Annotated in this window: 24 protein-coding genes; 4 read left to right on the forward strand and 20 right to left on the reverse strand. The window is 36.5% G+C overall.

The window, feature by feature from the left end:
• Window positions 1-220: 220 nt before the first annotated feature.
• The 4 genes from ACIQXW_RS20715 to ACIQXW_RS20730 all read right to left on the reverse strand — a co-directional run bounded on the left by ACIQXW_RS20715 (window position 221) and on the right by ACIQXW_RS20730 (window position 3429).
• Complete coding sequence (locus tag ACIQXW_RS20715) at window positions 221-991, reverse strand: M15 family metallopeptidase (protein WP_340822035.1); 771 nt, start codon at window positions 989-991, stop codon at window positions 221-223.
• Between the two features lie 347 nt (window positions 992-1338).
• Window positions 1339-1587, reverse strand: a complete 249-nt coding sequence (locus ACIQXW_RS20720) for a hypothetical protein (RefSeq protein ID WP_340822033.1) — start codon at window positions 1585-1587, stop codon at window positions 1339-1341.
• A 56-nt stretch (window positions 1588-1643) separates the two neighbouring features.
• A complete protein-coding gene (yidC, locus tag ACIQXW_RS20725; RefSeq protein WP_340822032.1) occupies window positions 1644-2405 on the reverse strand; it encodes a membrane protein insertase YidC in 762 nt (253 codons plus the stop codon).
• A gap of 229 nt (window positions 2406-2634) precedes the next feature.
• Entirely contained in the window at window positions 2635-3429 is a 795-nt protein-coding gene (locus tag ACIQXW_RS20730) for a helix-turn-helix transcriptional regulator (RefSeq protein ID WP_173479406.1), read from the reverse strand.
• Window positions 3430-3934: 505 nt separating this feature from the next.
• Here ACIQXW_RS20730 and ACIQXW_RS20735 point away from each other — a divergent pair.
• From ACIQXW_RS20735 to ACIQXW_RS20745, 3 genes are all read left to right on the forward strand, one after another.
• Window positions 3935-4585 (forward strand): LytTR family DNA-binding domain-containing protein, encoded by a 651-nt coding sequence (locus ACIQXW_RS20735; protein WP_173479405.1) that lies wholly within the window; start codon window positions 3935-3937, stop codon window positions 4583-4585.
• A 295-nt stretch (window positions 4586-4880) separates the two neighbouring features.
• The gene (scpC, locus tag ACIQXW_RS20740; RefSeq protein ID WP_340822029.1) at window positions 4881-6401 is read left to right on the forward strand and encodes a succinyl-CoA:acetate CoA-transferase ScpC; all 1521 of its coding nucleotides are present in this window, start codon (window positions 4881-4883) and stop codon (window positions 6399-6401) included.
• A gap of 106 nt (window positions 6402-6507) precedes the next feature.
• On the forward strand, window positions 6508-7659 hold the full coding sequence (locus ACIQXW_RS20745; protein WP_340822028.1) for an MFS transporter: 1152 nt from the start codon (window positions 6508-6510) through the stop codon (window positions 7657-7659).
• Between the two features lie 207 nt (window positions 7660-7866).
• Here the strand turns inward: ACIQXW_RS20745 and ACIQXW_RS20750 are convergent, their stop codons facing one another.
• From ACIQXW_RS20750 to ACIQXW_RS20810, 13 genes are all read right to left on the reverse strand, one after another.
• Window positions 7867-8178, reverse strand: a complete 312-nt coding sequence (locus ACIQXW_RS20750) for a hypothetical protein (protein WP_340822027.1) — start codon at window positions 8176-8178, stop codon at window positions 7867-7869.
• Window positions 8179-8253: 75 nt separating this feature from the next.
• On the reverse strand, window positions 8254-8703 hold the full coding sequence (locus ACIQXW_RS20755; protein ID WP_340822025.1) for a GNAT family N-acetyltransferase: 450 nt from the start codon (window positions 8701-8703) through the stop codon (window positions 8254-8256).
• A 342-nt stretch (window positions 8704-9045) separates the two neighbouring features.
• The gene (locus ACIQXW_RS20760) at window positions 9046-9327 is read right to left on the reverse strand and encodes a GNAT family N-acetyltransferase (RefSeq protein ID WP_069508933.1); all 282 of its coding nucleotides are present in this window, start codon (window positions 9325-9327) and stop codon (window positions 9046-9048) included.
• A gap of 198 nt (window positions 9328-9525) precedes the next feature.
• Window positions 9526-10440 (reverse strand): DUF1002 domain-containing protein, encoded by a 915-nt coding sequence (locus tag ACIQXW_RS20765; protein ID WP_402765162.1) that lies wholly within the window; start codon window positions 10438-10440, stop codon window positions 9526-9528.
• 133 nt (window positions 10441-10573) lie between these two features.
• Complete coding sequence (locus tag ACIQXW_RS20770) at window positions 10574-11431, reverse strand: CvfB family protein (RefSeq protein ID WP_401021697.1); 858 nt, start codon at window positions 11429-11431, stop codon at window positions 10574-10576.
• 180 nt (window positions 11432-11611) lie between these two features.
• A complete protein-coding gene (gene mntR, locus ACIQXW_RS20775; protein ID WP_173479397.1) occupies window positions 11612-12031 on the reverse strand; it encodes a transcriptional regulator MntR in 420 nt (139 codons plus the stop codon).
• A 140-nt stretch (window positions 12032-12171) separates the two neighbouring features.
• Window positions 12172-12450 (reverse strand): late competence development ComFB family protein, encoded by a 279-nt coding sequence (locus ACIQXW_RS20780; RefSeq protein ID WP_173479396.1) that lies wholly within the window; start codon window positions 12448-12450, stop codon window positions 12172-12174.
• 170 nt (window positions 12451-12620) lie between these two features.
• A complete protein-coding gene (locus tag ACIQXW_RS20785; protein WP_401021694.1) occupies window positions 12621-14744 on the reverse strand; it encodes a heavy metal translocating P-type ATPase in 2124 nt (707 codons plus the stop codon).
• A complete protein-coding gene (locus ACIQXW_RS20790) occupies window positions 14725-15096 on the reverse strand; it encodes an ArsR/SmtB family transcription factor (protein ID WP_340822021.1) in 372 nt (123 codons plus the stop codon). Before ACIQXW_RS20790 ends, ACIQXW_RS20785 begins: the two co-directional genes overlap by 20 nt.
• 376 nt (window positions 15097-15472) lie before the next feature.
• Window positions 15473-17836, reverse strand: coding sequence for a penicillin acylase family protein (locus ACIQXW_RS20795; protein ID WP_402765168.1), 2364 nt, complete (start codon window positions 17834-17836; stop codon window positions 15473-15475).
• A 238-nt stretch (window positions 17837-18074) separates the two neighbouring features.
• On the reverse strand, window positions 18075-18830 hold the full coding sequence (locus ACIQXW_RS20800) for an exodeoxyribonuclease III (RefSeq protein WP_402765171.1): 756 nt from the start codon (window positions 18828-18830) through the stop codon (window positions 18075-18077).
• Window positions 18831-18885: 55 nt separating this feature from the next.
• A complete protein-coding gene (gene murB, locus ACIQXW_RS20805) occupies window positions 18886-19800 on the reverse strand; it encodes a UDP-N-acetylmuramate dehydrogenase (RefSeq protein ID WP_402765174.1) in 915 nt (304 codons plus the stop codon).
• A 258-nt stretch (window positions 19801-20058) separates the two neighbouring features.
• Window positions 20059-20364: a winged helix-turn-helix transcriptional regulator gene (locus ACIQXW_RS20810; protein ID WP_340822016.1), complete on the reverse strand. Its 306-nt coding sequence runs from the start codon at window positions 20362-20364 to the stop codon at window positions 20059-20061.
• 143 nt (window positions 20365-20507) lie between these two features.
• On the opposite strand from ACIQXW_RS20810, the gene ACIQXW_RS20815 reads away from it, so the two are divergent.
• Window positions 20508-21371: a VOC family protein gene (locus ACIQXW_RS20815; RefSeq protein WP_402765178.1), complete on the forward strand. Its 864-nt coding sequence runs from the start codon at window positions 20508-20510 to the stop codon at window positions 21369-21371.
• A gap of 118 nt (window positions 21372-21489) precedes the next feature.
• Here the strand turns inward: ACIQXW_RS20815 and ACIQXW_RS20820 are convergent, their stop codons facing one another.
• The 3 genes from ACIQXW_RS20820 to ACIQXW_RS20830 form a co-directional block, all read right to left on the reverse strand.
• The gene (locus ACIQXW_RS20820; protein ID WP_401021680.1) at window positions 21490-23850 is read right to left on the reverse strand and encodes a bifunctional 2',3'-cyclic-nucleotide 2'-phosphodiesterase/3'-nucleotidase; all 2361 of its coding nucleotides are present in this window, start codon (window positions 23848-23850) and stop codon (window positions 21490-21492) included.
• A gap of 306 nt (window positions 23851-24156) precedes the next feature.
• The gene (locus ACIQXW_RS20825) at window positions 24157-24783 is read right to left on the reverse strand and encodes an FMN-dependent NADH-azoreductase (RefSeq protein WP_340822011.1); all 627 of its coding nucleotides are present in this window, start codon (window positions 24781-24783) and stop codon (window positions 24157-24159) included.
• Between the two features lie 235 nt (window positions 24784-25018).
• Window positions 25019-25726, reverse strand: coding sequence for a DsbA family oxidoreductase (locus ACIQXW_RS20830; protein WP_340822009.1), 708 nt, complete (start codon window positions 25724-25726; stop codon window positions 25019-25021).
• Window positions 25727-25810: the final 84 nt, after the last annotated feature.

Below are 25810 nucleotides of genomic sequence, written 5' to 3' on the forward strand. Positions count from 1 at the left end.
AACTACTTGTTCAAATCTTGCTGATACAAAAAGAAAAAGTGTTAGATTGACTTCAAATCAATCTAACACTTTTTCTTTATTTTTGATTTTCGCTACGGGCACTTTTAAACAATTCTCCCCTGATTTAGGTAATAAAATGGGATCTCCTTTCAACACGGTCAGTTGATTGGAGCGGAAAGCACCCGCTGTAGTGGAAATCAACGATAGTAGTCTTCTATTGTTATTTCACGCCTAAATATTCTTCTAAAGTAAGGTTTTGTTCTTTAATTTTTTTCGCAATGTCGACTCCAACGAAACGGTAATGCCATGATTCATACATATAACCTGTAATGTCTTCTTTGTTTTGAGGGAATCGTAAAATGAAACCAAATTGCGCAGCATTATTAAATAACCATTGTCCAGCTGGTGTTTCGCCAAATTCCTCAGTCAACCATAAATCATCTTTGCCAACTTCACCAATATCAAATGCTAAGCCTGTTTGATGCTCAGAAAAACCTGGTCGCGCACTATAGCGGTCCGCAGCAGCCTGACCATCACGCTTAACATAGTTGTTATACAATGTTGTTTGATATTCGTATGAACGATATCCACTAAACGCCACTAAGTTAAAACCCTGTTGCTTCGCTTCTGCTATCATCTTATTTAACGCTTGACGAGCCTCTGGACTTTCACCAGGTGCAAATGTTGATGGTAGTGGATATCTTTTATTAGCTAATAAAATACCATCAATATAAGTAGGCTCTGTTGGTATAGTTTGATTTGGGTAATAACCGTTTTCATCCGGCTGTTCTTGAGGCTCAGATGTATTATCAGGTGTTTTTGGTTGTTCTTTTGTTGGCTCATCTTCTTTGCCTTTTTGTGCTACTGGTTGTTCCTCATCAGATGCTACATTTACTTGGCTTTTTTTATAGTTTATAACTACAAAAATTGAAACGATCAATGCCACTGAAATAACAGCACCAATAATAAGTGGTAAACGACTTTTTTTCACTTTTTTTTGCCCCTTTTGTACAGATACAGGATTGCCCAACTACCAGACAGGTCGTTTCATCGAGAGTTTGAGCAACCTTAAGACCTTTAATCAATTACGCCTCGGCGTAATGGCGTCCAGATTTTTTCGAGCTTGCTCGAAAAGCTCATGTAAAAAATCTGTGACATCCGCCGGGGCTTTTAACTTGGTTCAGCAAGGTTTTGAACCCCCATAGATTTCAGTGCATATTCAAGGCATTCATCCACCACTTCTTGAAGTGGAGTACTTGTGCTGAAGCAAGTTATAACATTTTCATTTGATAGTTTTATTTTATCACTGTTCACATTTTTAAGTGAAGCTTTTCACTATTATTCTGTAAAAATGATAATAAGGACAACAATTGAAGCTATCGAGAAAAAGATAGACATATACTTCATCCATTTTGCCTCTTTAATATATCCCTGCTCCTTAAAACTTTTCGCTCTAAAACCATTAGACATGGCAAACATGATTGTCATCGCTAGTACAGCAAAGTTGAAATTTCCTAAAATGATGCATACAATTGCCGCGATACTAAAAATTGCCACAAGAATTGATGATATCCATTTTGTATTCACTCTGTTTTCCTCCTAAAAAAAATCGAGGCTACACAAGCGCCTCGACATAAATTCATTTATGATTTTGCTTTTTCGGGATGCTCCGAATAATATTTTCGACCGATATATGTTTGAAGAATTAGTAATGCTCCGCTGACAGACCAGTAAAGAGGTAGAGCTGCCATAGAGGACATAGAAATAAAGACAATCATAATTGGCGAAATGTAAATAAACATTTTCATTTGCTTTTTTTGTTGCTCAGGTACAGTCCATAAAGATACACGTGCTTGTACTAAATAAACGATCCCTGCAATAATTGTCATAACAATGTCTGGTGAACCTAAGCTAAACCATAAAAACTCATGTGATTTCACATCGGCAGAATATAAAATTGAAAAGTAAAGACCCATAATGATTGGCATTTGAATTAACATCGGTAAACAACCCATATTTAACGGATTAACACCATGCTTTTGATACAATGCCATCATTTCTTGCTGATATTGCGTTTGTTCTTCTTTTGTCTTTGCTTCCTTCATTTTCTTCTGAACGGCTTCCATTTCAGGTTTGAAGGCATCCATTTTCGATTTCATTAATTGTTGCTGACGATAGTTTTTCAACATAATCGGCATTAAGACTAAACGAATAAGGACCGTAATGGCGATAATCGCTAAACCATAGCTACCTGAAAAAATATCATTTCCGAAAAACTCCAGTAAAAATTCCATAGGTTTTACAAAAACACTATAGAAAAAGCCTTCTTTGTTCTCAACTGCTTGACAGCCGCTTAATACAAAAACAACAAGACCAAGCATTGATAATAGCTTCAAATTTTTCATTTTTCCACCTACTATTATTTTTCAACTAATGTGAAGTATACCTTATAAAGACTACCTTTATCAAATAGCAAGCGCTACTTATCAATTCTTCCTAGGTGTTTTGTAAGCTTGGAACTATGGCGATCATTTCATATAAAAAAAGATGCGCGCTTTAGCATCGCTAATACGATCGCATCTTATCAGTATGTTTTTATATTTAGCGCCAGTCATTCAATGCCCATGATTAAAATTATACGTTTTGCATCTCAGTCTCGTTCATTTCAAAACGGTAAAATTCATGGTGTAACTCATCACGGAAATGCTTAGGTGTTACACCTGTGTATTTTTTAAAAATACGTGTAAAGTAGCTCTGATTACAAAAATGGAATTGGTCTGAGATTGACGTAATGCTTTTATTTGTATGTCGTAAGTAATATTGTGATTCTTCTACTCGGCGTACATTTAAATATTCAACCAATGTTATGCCCACATGTTCTCTAAAAATACGTGATAAGTGACTAGTACTAATATGGAAGTTATTCGCGATACTTTCTACTGTCAGATCATTTTCTAACTCATCATTTATATACATAATCACTTTGTTGACTGTCTGATGACGGAAAGTCGGTTGTTTTCTATCTGCGATAAAATAGACAAAGAAATCAATTAAATCATCAGCAAATTGCAAAAATTCAGCGTCTTTCATTTGGTTTTCAATCATATCATTACAAGCAATATTAAAAGCAAAGGCTTTTTTTGAAGGTACTTGATTGTCTAGCAATTTACGAGCAACAATCGACGCTAACACAGAAAAATAACCTCTCACAATTTTAATAACTTGCTTGCCAAAGCGTATAGAAAGAATATCAATTAATTCATGCAAGGATTTTTTCGCCTTCGCAGATTCTAAATGATAAATTTCAAATATTAACTTTGACTCAATATTAAAAAATTCTTCTACGCCGACATATTGGTTAATATTATCGATTTCTTGGAAGTATCTTTTTGATATCGTTTCGGACATAGAATGTTGATGTAGTTGCATAATCTTCCCCATCTTTCCTCAGAGTGCACGAATTACATTACAATATTTGACATCAAATTACAATTTCTAAATAAGAAAAAAGTATTTACTTATCTATCATATGAATTGAGTCCTATTACACAATTATATATTGAATATAGCTTAAAAATAACCCAACTTAAACACCAGTCTTAAAAAAAAATATACTTTACAGTGAATTTTACCATATTCTGCGATTTCCTTTCAACCACATTTTACACATCATTCTAGTTCTTATTTATCATATAAAGATAGTTGAAACCTTGTAAACTTATTAATAGACATTTAAATTTTACCATATACATAAAAAAAGTAATTAGTAATTAATTACTCCATTTTGAATATTATGTAAGCATTTATCCTACTTTTTATTTCAGGAAACGACATATCTCTTTTTTATTCCGAAATCTTCTCTATATAATTTATACGAATATGTAGTAAAATAGATGATAATACTATTTTTAAAAGTTAAAACGAGGTGCTAATAGTGGATCCAAAACAAATAGAAGAAATTATGGAGATTATTAAGGAGTTTTTCCCTGAGAATACTTCAATCGCAATTTCTGATACAAATGAATACTTGTACTACCAACCAAGCAAAAAGGTTGATTTAAAAATTAAGCCAGGTGATCCGATTAAAGAAGGTTCAGCTGCACATAAGGCTTTAAGCTATAATCAAAAAATCAGCACGTATATCGAACCTGATGTATTTGGTGTTGCTTACTATGGTATGAGTATTCCTTTAATGGAAGAAGGCGAAACAAAAGGTGCTATCACAGCCATCTTCCCGCAAAAGCCATCTGCATTTTTAACAAACTATATTACGATTAAAATCGATGATTGTTGGTATCCAATTAAGCACGATCAAGTCATTTATCTTGAAACACAGCTTCGTAAAACATTTGTTAAAACAATGGGACGAGAAGGCTACCACCGTTTAAATTTAAGTGATCTTGAGCTATTTTTAGCACCTGACTCATTTATTAGATGTCACCGTTCCTATATTGTAAACATTGATTACATTGATGAAATTCAACCAGATTCACACTCAACTTTCTTATTAATAATGAAAGATGGTACACGTATCCCTGTTAGTCAACGTTACGCAAGTTATTTCCGTCGTTCTTTAGGCTTCTAATTTTCTCTAGTACAGCAAGTACCTACTTCAGGATAGCTTGCTGTACTTTTTAATTTAAAGCTTGAAACCTCAGCTCTACAATAAAACGTTTTCTCTGTCGAAAAATCAGCCTTCCGCTCGTTTTTTCTTCGTTTACTTAATTTAATGCTAATTATAAAGTTTTTGTGACAAATTGGTGATAGTATTAATCAAATGGTTGGAGTCATACTACAACTAAATAAACAGAAAATTCATACAGGTTTTTTCTAGTTTTGTAATCGGTTTCCATCAAAATGATTTAGGGGAGGATTTTTTTATGGATGCAAATATTCAAAAACGCCTAGGTTTAAAAGAACTTGAAAGTAAAATTGTCACTGCTGAAGCAGCAGCAGCGCTTATTTCTAACGGTGATGTAGTTGGTATGAGTGGTTTTACTCGTGCTGGGGATGCAAAAGTAGTGCCAATGGCATTAGTTGAGCGTGCAAAAAATGAAGAATTTAAAATTGATGTATACACAGGTGCATCATTAGGACCAGAAGTAGATAAATACTTAGCTGAAGCTGGTGCAATTCGTAAACGTGGACCATTCCAAGGTGACGCTGGTATCCGTAACTTAATTAACTCTGGCGATGTCCTATATGTAGACGCTCACCTTTCTCATAATGCTGAGTTAGTGCGTCAAGGAATTATCGGACCAATTAAATATTTAATTCTTGAAGCAGTTGCTATTACAGAAGATGGTTATATTATCCCAACAAACTCTGTAGGTAACTCACCAATCTTTGCTCAATATGCAGAAAATATTATTATTGAGTTAAACATTTCTCATCCAGAAGCTTTAGTAGGTATCCATGATATTTATGTTCCAGGAGAACAAGGTAATCGTGAAGCAATTCCAATGACAGATGCTATGCAACGCATTGGTGAAATCGGTATTAAAGTTGATCCAGCTAAAATTAAAGCGATTGTTATTTCTGAAGAGCCAGATGCTCCTTCATTAATCGTACCACCAGATGAAGAAACACAAGGAATGGCTAACATTCTATTAGACTTCTTCCGTGATGAAATTAAAGCGGGTCGTTTAACAAAACAATTAATGCCATTACAATCTGGCGTAGGTTCAGTAGCAAATGCTGTACTTGATGGCTTTGCAGATTCTGAATTCGAAGATTTAGTCGTTGCATCAGAAGTGCTTCAAGATGCTGTATTTAACTTAATCGATGCTGGTAAAGTTAAATTTGCAGCTGCTACTTCAATTACACTTACTGAAGAATTACAGAAAAAAGTATACGGCAATTTAGAAAAATACGCTGATAAAATTTGCTTACGTCCACAAGAAATTTCTAACCACCCTGAGCTTATCCGTCGATTGGGATTAATTTCAATCAACACTGCTCTTGAGTTAGATATCTACGGTAACGTAAACTCAACACACGTATCAGGTACTCGTATGATGAATGGTATCGGTGGTTCGGGAGACTTCGCACGTAATGCACGTCTTGGTATTTTCGTAACAAAATCTTATGCAAAAGGCGGAGCGATTTCTTCAATCGTACCAATGGTTTCTCACGTAGACCACACTGAGCATGATGTAGATGTAATCATCACTGAGCAAGGTATTGCTGACTTACGTGGTTTAGCACCAAAAGAACGTGTACCTTTAATCATTGAAAACTGTGCACACCCAGATTACAAAGAACAATTATGGGATTACTACAACCGTGCTATTGAAGCAACAGGTAACCAACAAACTCCTCATATTTTAGAAGAGGCTCTTTCTTGGCACGTAAACCTTGCGAAAAACAAAACAATGAAAAAAGAAATTGCTAAAGCTTAATTTTATCAATTCACGAATGTCTAATAAGTTCAACTTATTAGGCATTCTTTTTTTGTCGAAAATGGTATAATAAACCCACTATGTCGTAATTTGTAGTGGAGGAGTTATGAAAAAGTTTATCTATTTGATTATATTCTTTTCATTTTTTGACCTATTTACTCAGCTTCCTGTAATGAGTACATATGCAGAATCTTTAGGTGCATCTGCCTTTTTAACTGGCCTTGCCGTTGGTATGTATTCTCTTTCTAATACGTTCGGGAATATTATTTCTGGTTTTTTAACCGATCGTAAAGGACCCTTTATCATATTAATTATCGGTCTTTTAACAACAGGACTCTCACTAACATTATATAATTTAGTAGATGCACCACTTGCCCTATTAATAGTCCGCTTTATTCATGGACTAGTTGCTGGTTTTATTGTCCCTGCTGCTTTTACATTTTTAGCTAATGCTACAGAGCAAGAAAAGCGGGGCAAAGGTAGTGCCATTTCCGGAGCATTTGTAGGGATTGCAGCCATTATCGGTCCAGCTTTTAGTGGTATCCTAGCAAGTCGTACTAGTGTACCTTTTGTCTTTAATATTACTGCAAGTTTTATGCTACTGTTAGGTATCCTTTCTTTCTTTTTACTAAACTCTAATAAAGTAAAAAAAGAAAAGTCTTCTTCTAAAACCTATATCCCAATTAGTGTATTTTTTAATAATGTAGGTACGTTAAAGGCTTTCACAGGCGCATTCTTTTTAATGTTTTCACAAGGTGTCATTGCCTATTTACTACCTTTAAAGGTTCAATCTTTAGGTTTTGATTCGCGCTTAAGCGGTACTTTAATGAGTGCTTTCGGTATTGTTGCTGTACTTGTATTTATATTGCCGAGTAATCGCATTTTTGATAAAGTAGCTCCAGTTAAAACATTATCGCTCGGTATTGCTTTAATGGGCTTAAGTCAAATACTGATTAGTCAGGCTGATTCAAGTACGTTACTTTATACAGCAATGGCTTGTTACGGCATTGGCTTCGGTTTATTATTCCCGTCTGTGAATTCACTATTAATTGACTCTACGACTGTTGAAATCCGTGGGAAAGCATACGGTTATTTTTATGCCTTCTTCTCATTAGGAGTAGTGTTAGGCTCCTCATTACTCGGATGGTTATCACTTGGTGTAGTCAGTGGATTCATCTTCACAGGAATTGTGTTAATCACATTCGCTGGTGTTACCCTTATTCCTAATAAAAAGGGGCAACCTCTTAATTCGCTATAAGTAAACTACTGGACTACCTCTTTCGTAAAAGCCCACTTCGCTTTCCACGGGCGCATTGTAAGGCGCAGCCCTCGCTCTAGCGCGGCTTATTGCGTCTTACGTTCTGTAATGTTCCCGCAGGATTCTACGTGGGTTTTTAAATTCAGAATTGTTTACGTGCCTGGCACTATAAAAAACCTTCTCAAAGCTAAATGAGAAGGTTTTTTATTATTTTTCTTTTTCTTGAATTTCTTCATTGTAGAAATGAACACCTGTATGCCCTCCACCTTCAGAAACCATCTCGTTTGAAGCGAGCTTTGTAGGTGCTGTCCCTGCTTCTGTAGCTACTTCAGCAGTTACACGTTCCGCGATTCTATCATCCATATTAACATTCGATGTATTCAAAAAAGATTCAAGTTTCGATTTTGCACTGTTGAACATTTCACATGCTTTATCACGATTTTCTTTTTTACTTAAATAAGATGCTGCAAATCCTGCTAATCCAGCAAGCACAACACCTGTTCCTTTACGCTTTGCCATAATAAATCCCTCCTAAAAATGATATAGAAACTAGCCTTATACTATAGCTATTCCCTATTCGGAGAGGACTAAACATTATTTTTTTGCTTGATATAGCATATCTAAATGTGGCAAGCTATCGTAAATATACGGCTCTGAGACTTGTTGAAAGCCAAAGGAACCATAAAAATTTTTTAAGTATTCTTGCGCTTGAATAAATACTTCAGAACCTGGCCATCGCTGTTCGATTGTTTCTAATGCTAATTGAATCAATTCTTTACCTAGTCCTGTCCCTCGCATCTCCTGACTAGTAATAACTCGCCCAATTGACGCCATTTCAAATTTTTCTCCTGGGGGCAATATACGCGAATATGCGCATAATTTTCCATTCTCAACATATGATATATGTATAGAGTTTTGATCATGGTTATCTAAATCCTCATAGCATGTTTGTTGCTCAACAATAAAAACATTTACTCGTAGCTGAATAATTTTATACAGTTCTTCCGTCGTTAATTCATCGTACGTCTGTATTTTCCAAGACATTCGCAATCACTCTCCTACTCGTTATTATCACATAATTCTAATATTTTTTCGTAATTCTTTATTATTTTGCACTTATATATGATTAATACTGACAATATGAGGGAAATAATACAATAATACAAACGATAGGAGGATGTCATTTATGAAAGATTTAGATTTAGTATATGATTGGGTAGATATGGCTTCGTTAGTTGGAGGATCAGGCTTTTTAACAGTACTTATTTACAGTGTCCTTTTTTTATAATATGTGTAAAGAAAAATTTCTATATTCAACCTAAAAAGCAATCCGCATTATAGCTCGAGGCTATGTAGCAGATTGCTTTATTTTTTTGTTTTACATTTTTATTGTTTTACATCGTCATAAGCATCCGATTTTTCAAATGCTGCGACTACATATGAACAAACAGCTACCATTTTATAATTATTTTCACGGGCATAATCTGCAGCACGATCTAATAATTTTTTTGCTACCCCTTGACCACGAAGCTTATCTGAAACGTAGGTGTGATCCATGACCATTACTTGACCTTCCTGTTTCCATGTAATTTCCGCTAACTGTTCCCCATCCTGCTTATAAACAAAAGCCAGTTTGTTTTCCGTTACATTTTGTAATTGGAATTCCATTTCTCACCACTCCTTTTTTTTCATAGTACCATAGCTATTTGCATTTTTACAAAAATAGTAGAAATCGTTTCGTATTTACGCACCGACTGGACATCATATTGTTTATATAAAAAAAGACTGTAAACAAAGCCAAATATTTTTGACTTTATCTACAGTCTGAAGCGCCACTACCTACCTAATAGCAGAGCGCTCTTTTATTTAGTTAAACCATGTTGAAATTGTATCCTTTAAATTTGCAAAGAAATTTTTCACGCTCGTCCAGAAGCCTTCATCTTCCATTAATGCTCCAAACTTCTCTTGCAATGTATTACTAATATCATTTAGTTGATCGGACCATTTACTAAAATCAATATCTAGGTTACTAATTTTGTCCATCAGGTCAACTAATAGCTGACGATCTTTTTCGCTTAAATTTACTTCTAGCTTATCTAGCTGCTCTTGAACAATTTTTTCAACATCTTCACGCGTTTCCGGCTTTACTTCAGCAATTTGTTTTTTAATTTCTGTAAGTAATTCCGCAACCTTTGCATCATCTACACCAGCAGAATCAGCTAGTTTAGTTGCTACTGATAGTTCTTCATTGGCAACGTCTGTACGGTCTATATCTAACGTTTCGCCTGTTGTTACCTCATAGGCTTTATAAATCCCTACAAGCGCAGAGTGACCTGTTACAGGCTTTGGCGCTGCTACTTGAACCGTTGCATCCTCAATACCCGCTGTCAGCATTGCATTTGCATACATTTCTGAAGTTACTTGTGTAATGTTTGATGGTGTGACAATTTCGATAACTAAGCCTTTTCCAGCATCCTTACGCGTAATTTTTGCAGAAGAATACATACGTGAGCTTGAATTACTATCTTTAATGTATTTAGCTAAGTCATTCCCTGATACTGTTATTTCCTCAACTTCAGGATCTTCATTTACTTTTAACGATTTTTTTACAGATTCTTTTTCGGCCTCAGATAGGTTTGCGCCATATACGACAATTGGTACACCTAATTTTTCATCAATTGCTTTCGGTGGCGTATTGTCTGCTGCAAATCCCGTTGTTGGTGCCAGCACACCAAACACTAGCATCGTTGCTACTAGTATTTTCCCCCATGTTTTTTTCAAATTGTGTGACCCCTTTCGCTAGAAAAATCATTTAGCCTGTATAATGTATGTCATTATACAATTATTAGTACGAAAAAATGACGAGAAGGTTTCAGGCATGGTTCTCGTCATTTCTATATATATTTTAAAGAAATTAAATTTCTTCTGTCCAGCCATTTTGCTGTTTCACTTTACCAGCCTTCATAAGTGTACCGAGTGCACGTTTAAATGCTGCTTTACTCATATTAAACATTTCTTTAATTTCATCTGGTGAAGACTTATCACTAAATGGCATTTTACCACCGACATCTTGCAAGTAGCTTAAAATTTGCTGTGCATCTCCTGTGATGCGCTCGTGTTTTCGAGGTAAAAGAGAGCCATTCATTGAGCCATCATCTTTTATATCAATAATACGGACCTCTACATCTTGTCCAAGACGCGGTTCCTCATAGCGTTCTGTTTCATGCACGAAAATACGATATGGTTGATCTACCCCTAGTAAAAATGTGCCCACTGGTAATAATCGATATGGACGAGCTGTAATATTTTTATTGTGCATATCTTCAAATGCACCTTCGAATAGCTCCGAAATCTTTTCTTCCGTTACTAAACGACCAAATAAATCTCCATTTCGATCTGTTCGTAATGTCATAAATACATGGTCACCTGGTTCTGGCCATACTTCTTTAACAGCAGGTAGATCCTCTGCTTCGATAAGCACTTCACGTGAAGTACCAATATCTACAAAAGCACCTTCATGCTCTACAACACGAAGAACTCGAGCCCAGCCGTATTCGCCTTGTGCAAATGCCGGAATAGCAGTAGTAGCTGCTAAATCGCCTCGTCTATCCGCAAATAAAAAAACTTCAAGACGATCCCCTACAGCTAGTGGTTCTGTGACCTCAGAAGCATTTAATGGCAGTTCAACTACCCCATTTGTTAAGATCCATTTCGATGCTTGTTGCTCTAACACTGTTAAAGTAACAACTTCACCTGATTTTAATTCGTTCATAATGTCTTCCTTTCCTTCATACCATCAATTTCGCAAAATATATAATTCCGTACTTAATGCATATACTTCAAAGCAACGAGCACAAGTTTACACAATATTGGTCATCTAAGCATCGTCTGTAACACGGAGATTAAATTTTCCATAACAGTCGACGTAACCCCAAAAGATGAATGTTTTATCTTATAAATTGTGCTGTTTTCTTGATGCTTCTAGTTTTTTTGCGATGTCTGGATTTTCTTCCATTACTTGCACAAGTTCCGCAATACGATCAATTGAATTCCAACTCAAATGATGCTCGATTCCTTCTACATCATTGTAAATACGCTCTTCATCTACACCAATGATTCGCAAAAATTGTTCTAGCAGTTCATGTCGCTGCACAAGACGTTTTCCAAGTTGTTCTCCTCTTGGCGTCAATGTAAGTCCACGATATTTTTCATAAACTAAATAACCATCTTTATCTAATTTTTGAACCATCTTAGTAACAGAAGAAGGAAGAACAGATAATGCTTCAGCAATGTCAGACACTCGAGCATAACCTTTATTAGCGATCAATAAATATATTTGTTCGATATGGTCCTCCATACTAGGTGTTGGCATATCCTATTCCCTCTCTTTCCTATTCTTACTCTCTAGTTTACTACAAGCTTGCCTTAAAAGTTAACTGAAAATACATAACCAAGATAAACACTTCTTTGAAACATAAAAAAAGCCTACTTCACTATAGAAGTGGGCTCTTTTTAATGTCGAGGATACTTATTTACCACATGTAATGCATGAATAATTTCTCTGTTAATCAACTCGATATTTTCAGGAGTATTCAATGCTTTAAATGCTTCATCTCGCGTTTCCATAGATGTAACATACTTACTAGCCAAAGCATTTAATGCAAGTGCCACTGTATCAAATTCGCAGTTTTGACATTTACAAAATGTTTGATATTCTGGTCCCCGAAGCAGAAAACTTACTAAACCACGCACAATTTCCTCTGTAACATTTACTAAAATAGGTTCTGACATATAAAACTTTCGCCTCATTTATAATGTATTGTTACATTTTTCCTCTATTAATAATAACGTGAATTTTAATGCTTTTCAAGAATCGCTAGTAGCATCTATACAACAATAATAAATAAACATTGGAATGATTATTTACCTACAGAGAAAAACATCGCACATCCTTATACCTATTATTTTCTCGTTTTAATAAGCCTTAAAGAATTGAAAACAACGAGTAATGTTGCACCCATATCTGCAAAAATGGCAATCCATAATGTTAACCATCCTGGAATAACGAGTAATAGGGCAATTAATTTTAAAGCTAGTGCAAATATAATGTTTTCTTTAATAATTCGTAATGTTTTTCTGCTTAAAGCTATCGTATACGGTAATTTTGTTAAATCGTCACCCATTAGTGCAATATCAGCTGTCTCCAACGCGGCATCTGTACCTGCACCACCCATTGCAATCCCTACATTAGCCGAAGCCAATGCTGGCGCATCATTCACACCATCTCCGACCATTGCAACAGCTCCGTATTTCGTGCGTAATTCTTTAATAGCAGATAGTTTTTCCGCTGGAAGTAACCCTGCTCTTACATCGCTCATACCTAATGTAGAGGCAATCGCTTCAGCAGTTGATTTGGCATCTCCTGTTAGCATCACAGTATGCTTCACCTTTAAAGCACTTAATTTTTCTAACACTTTTTTACTTTCCGCGCGCAATTGATCAGCAATAGCTATTAATCCTATAAATTGACCATCACTAACAGCTGCTACTACAGTCTTACCCTGTTTTTGAAGTTTGTTAACCTGTTCCTTTATCGTGTCATCAACTGTCGCTAACGATAAAATCCAATTCATACTACCCACATAAACCTTCTGACCATCTACCGTTGCATAAGCACCCTTACCAGTTACGGATTGAAAATCTGTCGGAACAAGCTCTGTCAGCTCTTTATCATGTAACGCCTTCAATATCGCTTTTGCTAACGGATGCTGAGATTGCTTTTCAACTGCTGCTACAAGCTGTAATACATCATTCTCTTGCAATCCCTTATGTGTAACAATATCTGTTACGACAGGCGTTCCTTTTGTTAATGTCCCTGTTTTATCAAATGCAACTGCATCTATATGACCTAATTGCTCTAAATGAATACCACCTTTTATAAGAACGCCTTGTCTTGCAGCATTCCCAATAGCTGTTACGATTGCCACTGGCGTGGAAACAACAAGCGCACATGGGCATCCGACAACAAGTACTGCCAATCCTTGATAAATCCAGTGTTGCCAATCTCCTACAAATAAAGGTGGAACAATCGCTACAAGAAGCGCCACAAGCATGATTGCTGGTGTATAGTATTTAGCAAAACGATCTACAAATTGTTGGGATGGAGCCTTTTCTGCCTGTGCCTCCTCCACTAAATGAATAATCTTCGCAATTGTTGTATCCTCTACACGTTTCGTTACACGTACCTCTAATGCGCCTTCTTCATTCAACGTTCCTGCAAATACCTCATCACCGACTGATTTGTTGACAGGAATTGATTCACCTGTAATGGCTGCCTGATTAACCGCGGATAGCCCCGTAAGTACAATGCCATCCATTGCAATTTTTTGACCAGGCTTCACCATTAAAATATCGCCAATTTCAATTTGTTCTGTTGCCAATTCCATCTCGTGGAAGTGCTCACCATGCGCTCGTTTAATAGTGGCAGTTGGCGGAGCAATATCCATTAGCTGACGAATTGATTGACGTGCCTTATCCATTGAATAGGCTTCAAGTGCCTCACTCACTGCGAATAAAAAGACAACAACTGCCGCTTCTTCCCACTCACCAATTATTGCAGCGCCAATTATCGCAATGGTCATAAGCGTTTTCATATCAAATTCTAGTCGCGCAAGATTGCGGAAGCCTGTTTTAAAAATCTTTACGCCTCCAACGATAATCGCAATGATAAACATAGCAATCGTCAACAAGTCTTCTTCTCCACGAACAGAAGATAATAGATAGCCAACTACAACGAATAGCAGTGAGACACTAGCTAATATGTTCTCCATTTTCTTATAAAAAGGAATTGTTGCTTCACTTGCTTTTGCCGCAGATTGTGACACTTTAATGCCATCAAATGCCCCTGCTTCTTCTATTTGATCAACACTAACTGCCCCTACAATCATTAATTTAGAAGCTCCAAAGTTCACTTGTGCATCTTGAACGTCAGGAAGAGCTTTTATATTTTTTTCGAATTTAGCTGCACAGCTAGCACAGGATAAGTTTTGTAGACGATACTCTTGCTTACTTGGTGTCACTGCCATTGGCAATCCCTTCTTTCGCATGTTCATAGGCAATCGTTACAATTTGGTATACATGCTCGTCGGCTAAAGCGTAATACATTTGCTTCCCCTTACGATGCGATTTCGCTAAACTATGTTCTTTTAAATATCGTAAATGATGCGATGCTGTCGCTACAGATGAACCTATTATTGTCGCAACATCGCAAACACATAATTCATCCTCTACCGTTAAGGCATATGCTATTTTGAGTCTTGTTTCATCAGATAATGCCTTTAAAAATTTGGCTACACCTGATAAGTCTGGCATTTGCTGCTGTACCTTTGTGACCGCTTGTTCATTAACATGCGTCACTTCACATACTTCTTTCGTCATTTCCTCACCTCATTCAAATATTCGTTTGATTGTTTTTAATATAGCATAATATTCCATCATATTCAAACAGACATTTGAATGTATAGGATTACTATCACGAAAGTAAAATAAATTGTTTGCGTGCCTGACACTTAGCTAGCATAATGTAGGCTTCTATATCGGAAAATCCATTCACTTTCTACGGGCACGACGTAAGCTGCAACCCTTGCTAACGCGTGGATTGTTGCGTCTTACGCTACGTAGGTTCCCGCAGGAGTCTACGTAGATTTCTACTTAGGAGGGTATATAAATTGTTTGCGTGCCTGACACCTTCTAAACAGGCACCTTCCGCTCAACAAAAAAATCAGCGCATAAAAACATGCGCTGATCGTTTCTATTATTGAGATTTTAATAATACAGTTTTACCCTTAATATCTTCCTTTTTGACAAACGTTTCATGATAATTACCATTTGCCCAGTCCATTACTTGATCTTGATACCAATCCGATTTCACGTGACCGCTTTGGCCAGGCCCTACAATATGGTAAGCAGAGCTTAAATCACCTACATCAGCAACAAAACGCCATGATGCACCGTGATTAACGTTGCCCGCTAAATCATTATCTGCTGCCTGCACCGTCACCTTCGAGCCACCAACTGGAACCTTCTTAGCATTAAAGTATGCAGCAAGTATCGGTGAAGCACTGCCTAATGTATGATCAAACGTTAGTTGGTGGAAGTCACCCCATTGCCATTTCGATACATTTTTCCCGAATTGATTTTCAATTTGTGTAATAGAGCGTTCTAACGCCTCAAAGACTGTGGCATCTACACCACCTTGCTCTTCCATCCAAATACTTCTCTCGCCTGCATATGCTTTACGTAGAAGCTGATCAGTAATATTAAATTTACCGTACATCATTTTATACATATCTTCTGGCATCTGCTCTTTAAACAATACTTCTTGTAATTGCACCATTAACGTATGGAACACTAACGGAGCACCTAAATCTTGGGCATCCACCATGTTCCAATCCTCTAACAATGTAATGACTTCAGTATACTTCCCATCCTTATCCATCTTTTTAATAGACTTTAATAAATCCGGTAAAAATTCACGTGCATATAGATTATGCTGATCCATTTGCAGATTCATCATATCCTCGACTGTTATTGAATCATTCGCTTCTAGCACTTCTTTAATCCGTTCAAAGCGGTAAGGCTGCGCCCAAAAATCAGTAATATGATATGGATATTCGTCGCCAATAACCTCATTATTTGCGGTTGCAATAAAGCCTTCTTCTGGATTGACAACAGTCGGTAACTCATTCCAAGGAATAAAACCTTCCCAGCCATAATCACTTGAGTCACCAGGTACTGGTAATTGTCCATCCCCTTGCTTTCGCAGTGGAATTTGGCCGTTAGCTTTATAAGCTATCGTGCCATCCTTAGAGGCAAAAACAAAGTTTTGTGCGGGTGCTTTAAAATCCTCTAAAGCCTTCTCAAACTCACTCCAAGATTTCGACTTATTAAAACCAAGCACTGCTCGTAATTCAGCAGTTGGTTGAAGTGCTGTCCACTGCATTGAAAATTGGGCTGAAGGCTCCGTTTCTTTAAACATTAAATCTGTCATAATTGGGCCATGGCGTGTAACAATTACTTCAAAGTCTACCGTTTCTCCATCCTTTACCTTTATCGACTCGTCACGTACCTCTGCTTGTTCCCACTCACCGTCATAACGGAATTGTGTTGGATTATCGGGATTTGGAATTTCAATATATAAATCCTGTACATCAGGGCCTACATTCGTTACCCCCCATGCAATTTCTTCGTTATGACCTAAAATAATGCCTGGAATTCCCGCAAATATTACACCACTAACATTTTGTTCTGGTGATTGTAAATGCATTTGATACCAAATAGATGGTGTACTTAACCCTAGATGAGGGTCATCAGCTAAAATTGGCTTTCCTGACTTTGTTTTATCGCCAGATACAACCCAGTTATTACTGCCATTAAATTCATTGGGCAATAACTCTGCATTAAACTGCCCTACTACAGACACTGGATTTTCTTTATTTGCCTCGATAATCGATGATGCATTTTCAGGATACTTAATAAATAATTCCTTTGCCTTTTCTTCATCAAAGTTTTGTAAAGCCCAATGGCGGAAGGCCAGCGTATTCCAATTTCCCCCTAAATCATAAGCCATATATTTTCCGATTGTTAAAGAGTCTACAACAGTCCATTCTTCTGGCTCGTAACCTAGTAACGCAAATTCATAGCTTAATGTATTCGTACTCTTCGCCTCTTCCATAAAGGCGTTTACTCCCTCTGCAAACCATTCAAGAACTTGCTTACTCGCTGGATCATACGCTGCTAATGATTTTTCAGCAGCATTACGAAGACTAAATGTACGAAAATGCTTATCTGTCTCAACCGTCGCCTCGCCAATGATTTCCGACAGGCGACCACTAGCCTGCCTACGTGCTAAATCCATTTGAAACAGACGATCCTGCGCTTGTACATAGCCTTGTGCCCGATACAAATCCGCATCTGTCTCGGCAAATATATGAGGAACCCCTTTGTCATCCCTTGTCACAGTCACATCTTGATCGAGCATGCTAACTGCGAGCTCTCCATCAATAATCGGTTTTGATTTATTCATAAACCATGTAAAGACAATAAAAGATGTTATTGCGACTACCGCCAACACACCAGCGATTGCCAATAACCACTTTTTCCACTTAAACTTTCTCACCTTACAACCCCCTCTATAAGCAATATATTCTTTATTTGGCTTCTCAAATCCTTTTCTACAATCAGAATAACCTCAAATTTTATCGAATTTTGCTGTATTGCGCACTTTTTTTCTACATATAAACACAAGCAATTCTTTTAATACAACAAAAAACCGTATTTCCAAATGGATAATACGGTTCTCAAAAAAAAGTGCCAGGCACCCAAACAATTCTCAAACAATTTCAAATAAAAAAAGGTTATACATTCAGTTGAAGTTCGATTGGGCAATGATCACTGCCCATTATATGTGGATGTATTGTCGCTACATCAATTTGTTCCTTTAAACGTTCAGACACAATAAAATAATCAATGCGCCATCCAATATTTCGTTCACGAACTTTATTCATATAAGACCACCACGTATAATGATCGGTCACATCTGGATGCTTGTAGCGGAAAGAATCTACAAAGCCACCTGCTAATAAATCTGTCATTTTAGCTCGTTCTTCATATGTAAAACCCGAATTCCCTATATTTGATTTTGCATTTTTTAAATCAATATCAGCATGGGCAACATTCAAATCTCCACAATAAATGACTGGTTTTTTCGCATCAAGTTCTTTTAAATACAGCGCTAAGCGATCCTCCCAGTCTAGTCGAAAAGGTAATCTTGCTAAATCACGTTGCGCATTTGGTGTATAAACATTTACCAAATAAAAGTTTTCATATTCTAATGTAATAATTCTTCCTTCATCCTGCGACTCGTCCTCACCAACACCGTAGTGTACAGATAGAGGGGTATACTTCGTAAAAATTGCGGTACCTGAATAACCTTTCTTCTGAGCGTAATTCCAATATTGCTCATAACCTTGTAATGCAAGCTCTACCTGCCCTGCTTGGCATTTTGATTCCTGAATACAAAAGAAATCTGCATTCACACTATTAAAAAAGTCTAAAAAACCTTTCCCCAAACAAGCTCGTATACCATTCACATTCCATGAAATAAATTTCATCCATTCCCACTCCTCAAAAAAACGCCCTTCGCCAAAGCGAAGAGCGGCATTGTTTTTATAGGTCGTCACCGACTATTTTCACTTCTGTTTCCAAATCAACATTATACTTTTCTTTTACAACTCGTTGTACCATTTTAATCGTTGCGATATAGTCAGTAGCCGTAGCATTTCCTTTATTGACAATAAAACCGGCATGTTTTGTAGAAACTTCTGCTCCACCTACCCCTTTTCCTTGTAGGCCGCTATCCTGAATAAGCTTGCCTGCAAAGTGTCCTGGCGGGCGTTTAAAAACGCTACCAGCTGAAGGATACTCTAGTGGCTGCTTTGATTCACGTTGAAACGTTAAATCAGCAATTTTTGCATCAATTTCTTCCTGTACTCCTGGAGTTAATTGAAACTCAGAAGACAGTACATAATAACCTTTTTTGGCTATACTACTTTGACGGTAACCTAATTCTAGCTCTTCTTTTGATAAAATTAATATTTCTCCTTCTTTTGTTAAAACTTTTGAAGAAATAATAATATCTTTTATTTCGCCACCATAAGCACCTGCATTCATCGCCATCGCTCCACCAATAGAGCCTGGGATACCACACGCAAATTCAAAACCAGTAAGAGATGCTGCAGCGGCAAGCTTTGATACATCTTTAATGAGTGCACCACTTTGTGCATAGACATGTTCGCCATTAATATGAATTTCATCTAAATGTGAGAATGTCACAACAATCCCTCGCATGCCTCCATCTCGGACAACCATGTTAGATCCATTTCCTAACATTAATAATGGAATTTTATTTAAATGTGCATAGCGAATAACTGCAATTGCTTCTTCCTCTGTTTCAGGAAGAACAAAAACATCCGCTTTACCACCTAATTTTGTCATTGTATAGTGCTGTAATAATTCATCTAACTTAATATTGGCCGGATTTATGTTTTGTGCTAAATCCGCAGCCCATTGTTCTTTTGTCATGAGAGCTAATTCCTTTCTAACGTCCTTCTTACTCTACACTAGTATGGATTTAGAACCTCGATTTGACAAGTAAAATGAAGGGTATTTTTTGCGCTTTAACGGGCAGTTTGTTGTCCTTTTCAGTTATCCTCTGTATTTTTCAGAACATCCGGGACTTTGTAACTGCCCGATTTATCCAACTAATCATCTAAGGAAAATGGCTTTCACTTGATGAAGTCTAACTATATCGCGCATTCAACTGACATTTAGTTTCGAATACTATAGCCAGTTAGTAGCCCATGATTCAATATTACGAATAGCACCTTCTAATGCTTGACCTTTATCCGTTAAAGAATATTCTACTCGCACAGGCACCTCTGAAAATACTTTGCGCTCAACAAGCCCCTCTTTTTCAAGTTCCTTTAAACGTTCAGATAATAAACGGCCACTTACAGGCAATGCTGATTCAATTTCATTGAAACGCTGCGATCCGTCTAATAATTGATATAAAATTAGCCCAGTCCAGCGTTTTCCGATTAAATCCATTGCCTTAGCTAAACGAGGACATAAAGTTGTCTCATTCATATTTTTCACCTCTTATGTATTCTATTGTAACGATTAATTTAGTAAAAGTAAATTTAAAGTAACTTATTTACTTGACGTAATGTGTTTACTATTCTATATTTAATTACAAAAAGTAACTTATATATTTGGAGGATTTATTCGCTATGACATTTAAAATTGATGCAAATTTAGAGCTTGAGCATTTACATTTACTTGTACAGTCACTAGAAACAATGACTAATTTCTATAAAAAACTTGGACTTCAAGTCCTCAACCAAACGACAACACAAGTGACATTTTCAATCCCAGGCAATACAAAACCCATTTTAGTATTATCAACAGAAGAAAGTGTAGCGATTCGTCCACCTCGTACGACTGGTTTATTTCACTTCGCTATTTTAGTTCCTTCTCGAGAGGATTTAGCATATGTGATTGGCAATTTGTTAAACACAGGTGTAGCTATAACAGGGGCTGGTGAGCATATTTATTCGGAAGCCTTTTACTTAAACGATCCTGAAGGTAACGGAATAGAAATCTATCATGATCGCCCTCGTACTGAATGGATTAGCGATGGTCATGGTGGGCTCATAACTGGCACAGAGGCAGTGGATATAGAAGGCGTAATGGCATTATATGACCGTCAGCGGCCATGGGTAGGTTTTCCTAAAGGAACAGTATTAGGTCACATCCATTTAAATGTGAGCGTTATAAATGAAGCAACAACTTACTTCTATATAGATGCACTTGGTTTTGATATTATGACTAATTTCCACGATAGCGCACTCTTCATTTCTGCTGGTGGTTATCATCATCATATCGCGGTAAATATATGGCAAGGCGTAGGTGCTCCCGTTCCACCAAAACAAACTACTGGTTTACTCAGCTACACATTCGCCCTTTCTTCACATGAAGAACTACAAAAGCTGTTGAATAATTTAAAGGAAAAACAAATCCCGTATACTTTCGAAAACGATCAGTTAGTAGTTGTAGATTTCAATGATGATGCAATGATTTTTTACGTTCGCTAGTTTATATAAAGTACAACGGTTTTTAATTTCTACAATAATTGCTCGTGTTAAAAGCTTTTATACATCATAAAAAGGAGAGCTACGATGACTAATCGTACTCTCCTTTTTATAAACTGCATTATTTAATTAAATATTTACCGAAGCCGCCTTCTGTATCACCAAGATACTCGATGTTGCTACCTGCTGGAATGACTTTTTGTGCATCCTTAGCAGAATGATAAATAATCTTTGTATTAGCTGGGAACGGTACAAATGACCAGTTGTTATCCGCAGCAGGATTAATTGTTTTGTTTGCCATAATGTAGTCAACTACTGCTTGACGATTTTCATAAGCATAGTTTGTTACATTTGTGCCTTCCGCATTTTTAAAGGTTGCTCCATAAGAACCACCAACACGGTAATTGTTTGTAATGATAATGAATTCTTGCTCTAGATCAATTGGCTTACCATTGTATTGTACATTTTTAATACGGTTCGCTTTTTCATCGACAAGAATACCACGACGATCATATTTTGCTGGAGATGTTACATCAATTTGATATGTTAAGCCATCTAAAACATCAAAGTTGTAAGAGCGTGCTTCAGCATCAATAATATTTTGTTCCTCGGTTTTCGTCGGATCGATTGTTGCGAAAATACCAGCAGCCATCTCTAACCATTCGATAGCTTGTGCACCTTTAACTTTTATCGTTGCAACAGTATTATCGTAATGATAAATGTCTGCCATGTTTTTAATAGCAAGTGGACCTACAGGAATGTTTGTGAAGTCCGCAGGGTTGTTACGAGAGCCCGCTTTGAAAGGAGCACCAGCAGAAAGGATTGGTGTGTTTTCATCAGCAGTCCCTTTTAGTTCTTTTTCAATAAACCATTTTTGAGCTTGTGTTACGATTTGAATAGATGGATCATCTTGAACCATTGAGAAGTAGCTGTGAATAGGTGCAGTCGTTTCACCAACAGCTTGGCGAATATACGTTAATGTACCTTCATGTGCTTCTTTAATAGCGTTTAACACAGTTTGCGATGGTTGTAATCCTTCTTGTTTAATAGAACGGATTGAACCTTGTCCATTTACAACAACCCATTCAGAACCTTGTTGTTCTAATTTCAAATCAATTACACCAAGGTGGCTACCATAGCTACCTGCCATAACTGTTGGAACTCCATTAATAGTCCCTTTTTCTTGATCAACATTTTTAAGGTCTTTATAGTCACCTGGGAATGTTAAATGCGAGTGACCTGTAATTAAAGCATCAATACCTTCTATTTCAGAAATTTGGTATCCTACATTTTCAGCGCCTTTTACATTCGTATCTTCACCGATACCTGAATGAGAAAGCACGACGATTACATCTGCACCTGCTTTTTGAATTTCAGGTACAACTTCTTTAATTGCCTCTACAGGCTCCTGCATTTCTACTTTACCTTCTAAATGAATAGCATCCCATTCAACAATTTTAGTTGGTACAATACCTGTTACACCCACTTTTAGTGTATGTTTTTTACCTGTATTGTCCACAACCTCTTTATCGATAATAACAAATGGTGTATACATATGTTCTTTTGTTTTTGCATCGTAAGTGTTCGCATTCACCACTGGATATTGCGCATCATTCAGTACTTCTGTTAAAAATTCTAAACCATAGTTGAATTCATGATTTCCTAAAGTGCCGCCATCATATTTTAGTGCATTTAGAGCAGCAATAGCAGGATGAGTTTCACCTGGTTTTAACACATTTTCTAACGCTTTATAAGAACCTAGTGGTGTTCCTTGAATTAAATCTCCATTATCAAATAATAATGTATTAGGGTTTTCTGTACGCGCTTGCTCAATAAGTGAAGCAGTGTTTGCTAGTCCAACATCAGCAGATTCTGCATCTAAATAGTAGTTATAGTTTGCTAAGTTAGTATGAATATCAGTAGTACCTAAAATTTGAAGATCCACTGTTGTCGCAGATGTAGGTACTTTGTATTCAGCTACAAAACGCTCAACAATACTTTGCATTTGATCGGCTGTCACATAGTCACGCGGACGAATTGTATTATCTTCATATCCTTGTAAAATATTCGCTGCTACAGCATTTGCTAAATCTTGCTTATGTGTCTCAGCAACTTGATCAGCATCTTTGAATTTGTCTAATTCACTAAGTGAAGCATTGTTTGTTACTAATCCACGGGCCGAAATAACAAATGCCTGTTGACGAGTTAATTTATCATTTGGACCAAATAAAGTTGCTGTTTTCCCTTTAATTAACTTTAGTTCTACCGCTTTTTCCACATAAGGTGCTAAATCCTTAGGGACATCCGTAAAACCAAGTGAAGACCCATCACCAAGCTCAACATTCAAGCTTTCTACTAGTTCCTTCACGTAATCTCCACGTGTTACATCATTAGATGCAGCATTCGCTGAAAAGCCAAATGGTAATACAGCAAATAGAACAAGTAACACGGCTAACATTTTAGTTATTATTTTCTTATTCAAGCAATTACCCCCCTATAAATATAATATTTTCCTTCGTTTTCTATTATATTATACTAATCATCAATTTAACTGAACACTTAGTCCTAATTGTATGTACTTTTTAACCAATAGCAGAACACTTTTTAAGTAAATCATATATTATTATCATTTCTTAATTTTCTTTATTTATAGTATGTTATTTTATGTAAATGTTTAATAAATGCACAACACCAATATGTCAGACCTTTATACTTCTACCATACCTCTATAAAAACAATAAAAAAAATCCTCTCAATAATGAGAGGACTTTTAGTAAAAAAAAGTTACTTATGCTTTTACAGCTTGTAAAGATTTTGCTACTTCTTTAACAGCTTCTAGGCCGTTTGCAATAATTTCTTCTGCTTTATCTGGTGTAGCATTATGACCTTCAATGATAACTTCATTAATAATTTCCATACCGAATACGCCACCAACTACGTTTTTAATGTAGTTTACTGACATTTCCATAGGTTGTGCTTCTGGTGCTGAATAATAACCACCACGAGCATTTAGGATGATAGCTTTTTTATCAGTCATTAAGCTAACTAATTGACCGTTTTCATCATATTTGAAAGTGAAACCAGCTTGGTATACATAGTCAATGAAAGTTTGTAATGTAGCTGGGATTGTTAAGTTCCATAATGGGAAAGCAAATACAACAACATCTGCTGCAGTTAATGCATCCATAGCTTTTTGTTTTGCAGCTAAAAGACGTGATTCGATATCAGATAATTCTCCACCGTTTTGCACTTTACCAAATGCGTTGAAAAGATCTTGACCGAAGTAAGGCATATCTTCAGCATACACATCGAATGTTGTTACGTTTACATCTTGTACGCTTTCCATGAAAGTGTCATACATTTTTGTTGAAATTCCGTCTGGACGGTTGTTAGCTTTTACTACTAATACGTTCATTATATAAATCTCCCTTAAATTTCTTAGTTTAATATCTCGAATTCAAGATATATACTTATAATAAGAAAATCAGGATAAAAAGTCAATGTTCCTAACCTAAGACTTTTGACTGAATAATTTTAGTATGAGCCCCAAACCGTAATGACATCCAGATTTTTTTTCGAGCCTACTTGAAAAGCTCCTCTAAAAATCTGAGACAGTAGCTGGGGCTTAAGTGCCGCTGTATTAAATTAAATTAAAATTCACAGCTCTCATCTGTACATACGCCTGCATCACTAGAGCCTTCCATTTTTAAAGCAGGTTGCAAACCTTCTTCTTCTGCTACTTTGCGTAATGTATTTTCAAACACCTCTTGTGGTTGTGCTCCAGAAATACCGTATTTACGATTTAGCACAAAAAACGGAACCCCTTTCACACCAAGTTGAAGCCCTTCTTGTATATCTTCTTCTACATCAGCTTTAAAATCATTGCTAGCTAGAACCTTTATAACATCATCACGATTTAGGCCTACTTGTTCTGCTATGTTTACTAACACATCATCATGACTAATGCGCTTTGCTTCTATAAAATGACTGTGTAACAGTGCCTCAACAAGTGCTGTAGCGTCCCCTTGTTGTTCAGCCCATTTCACAAGTCGATGTGCTTTTAATGTATTTTCTGTCTTCATTTTATCGAAGTTATAGTTTAAACCGACTTCTTTTGCACGCGCAGTTACACCTTGCGTCATTTCTTTCGCTTTTTCTATTGTCATACTATATTTTTTTGCCAAAGATTCATAGACTGACTCATTCGTATCTTCTGGCGTTGTTGGATCAAGCTGATAGCTTTTATAAACAAGTTCCACCTGTCCCTCAAAGCCTGTATCCTGAATAGCCTTTTCTAATTGCTTTTTGCCAATATAGCAAAATGGACAAACATAATCTGACCAAATTTCAATTTTCATAATTGAACACGCTCCTTTTGCTACATTGTAACGACACCAGTTCGCTTGAAGCAATTTTTATGCTTCATTGCATAAATTTTCAAA

It is taken from the genome of Lysinibacillus sp. NPDC097162 (assembly GCF_044762185.1).
Taxonomy (GTDB): domain Bacteria; phylum Bacillota; class Bacilli; order Bacillales_A; family Planococcaceae; genus Lysinibacillus.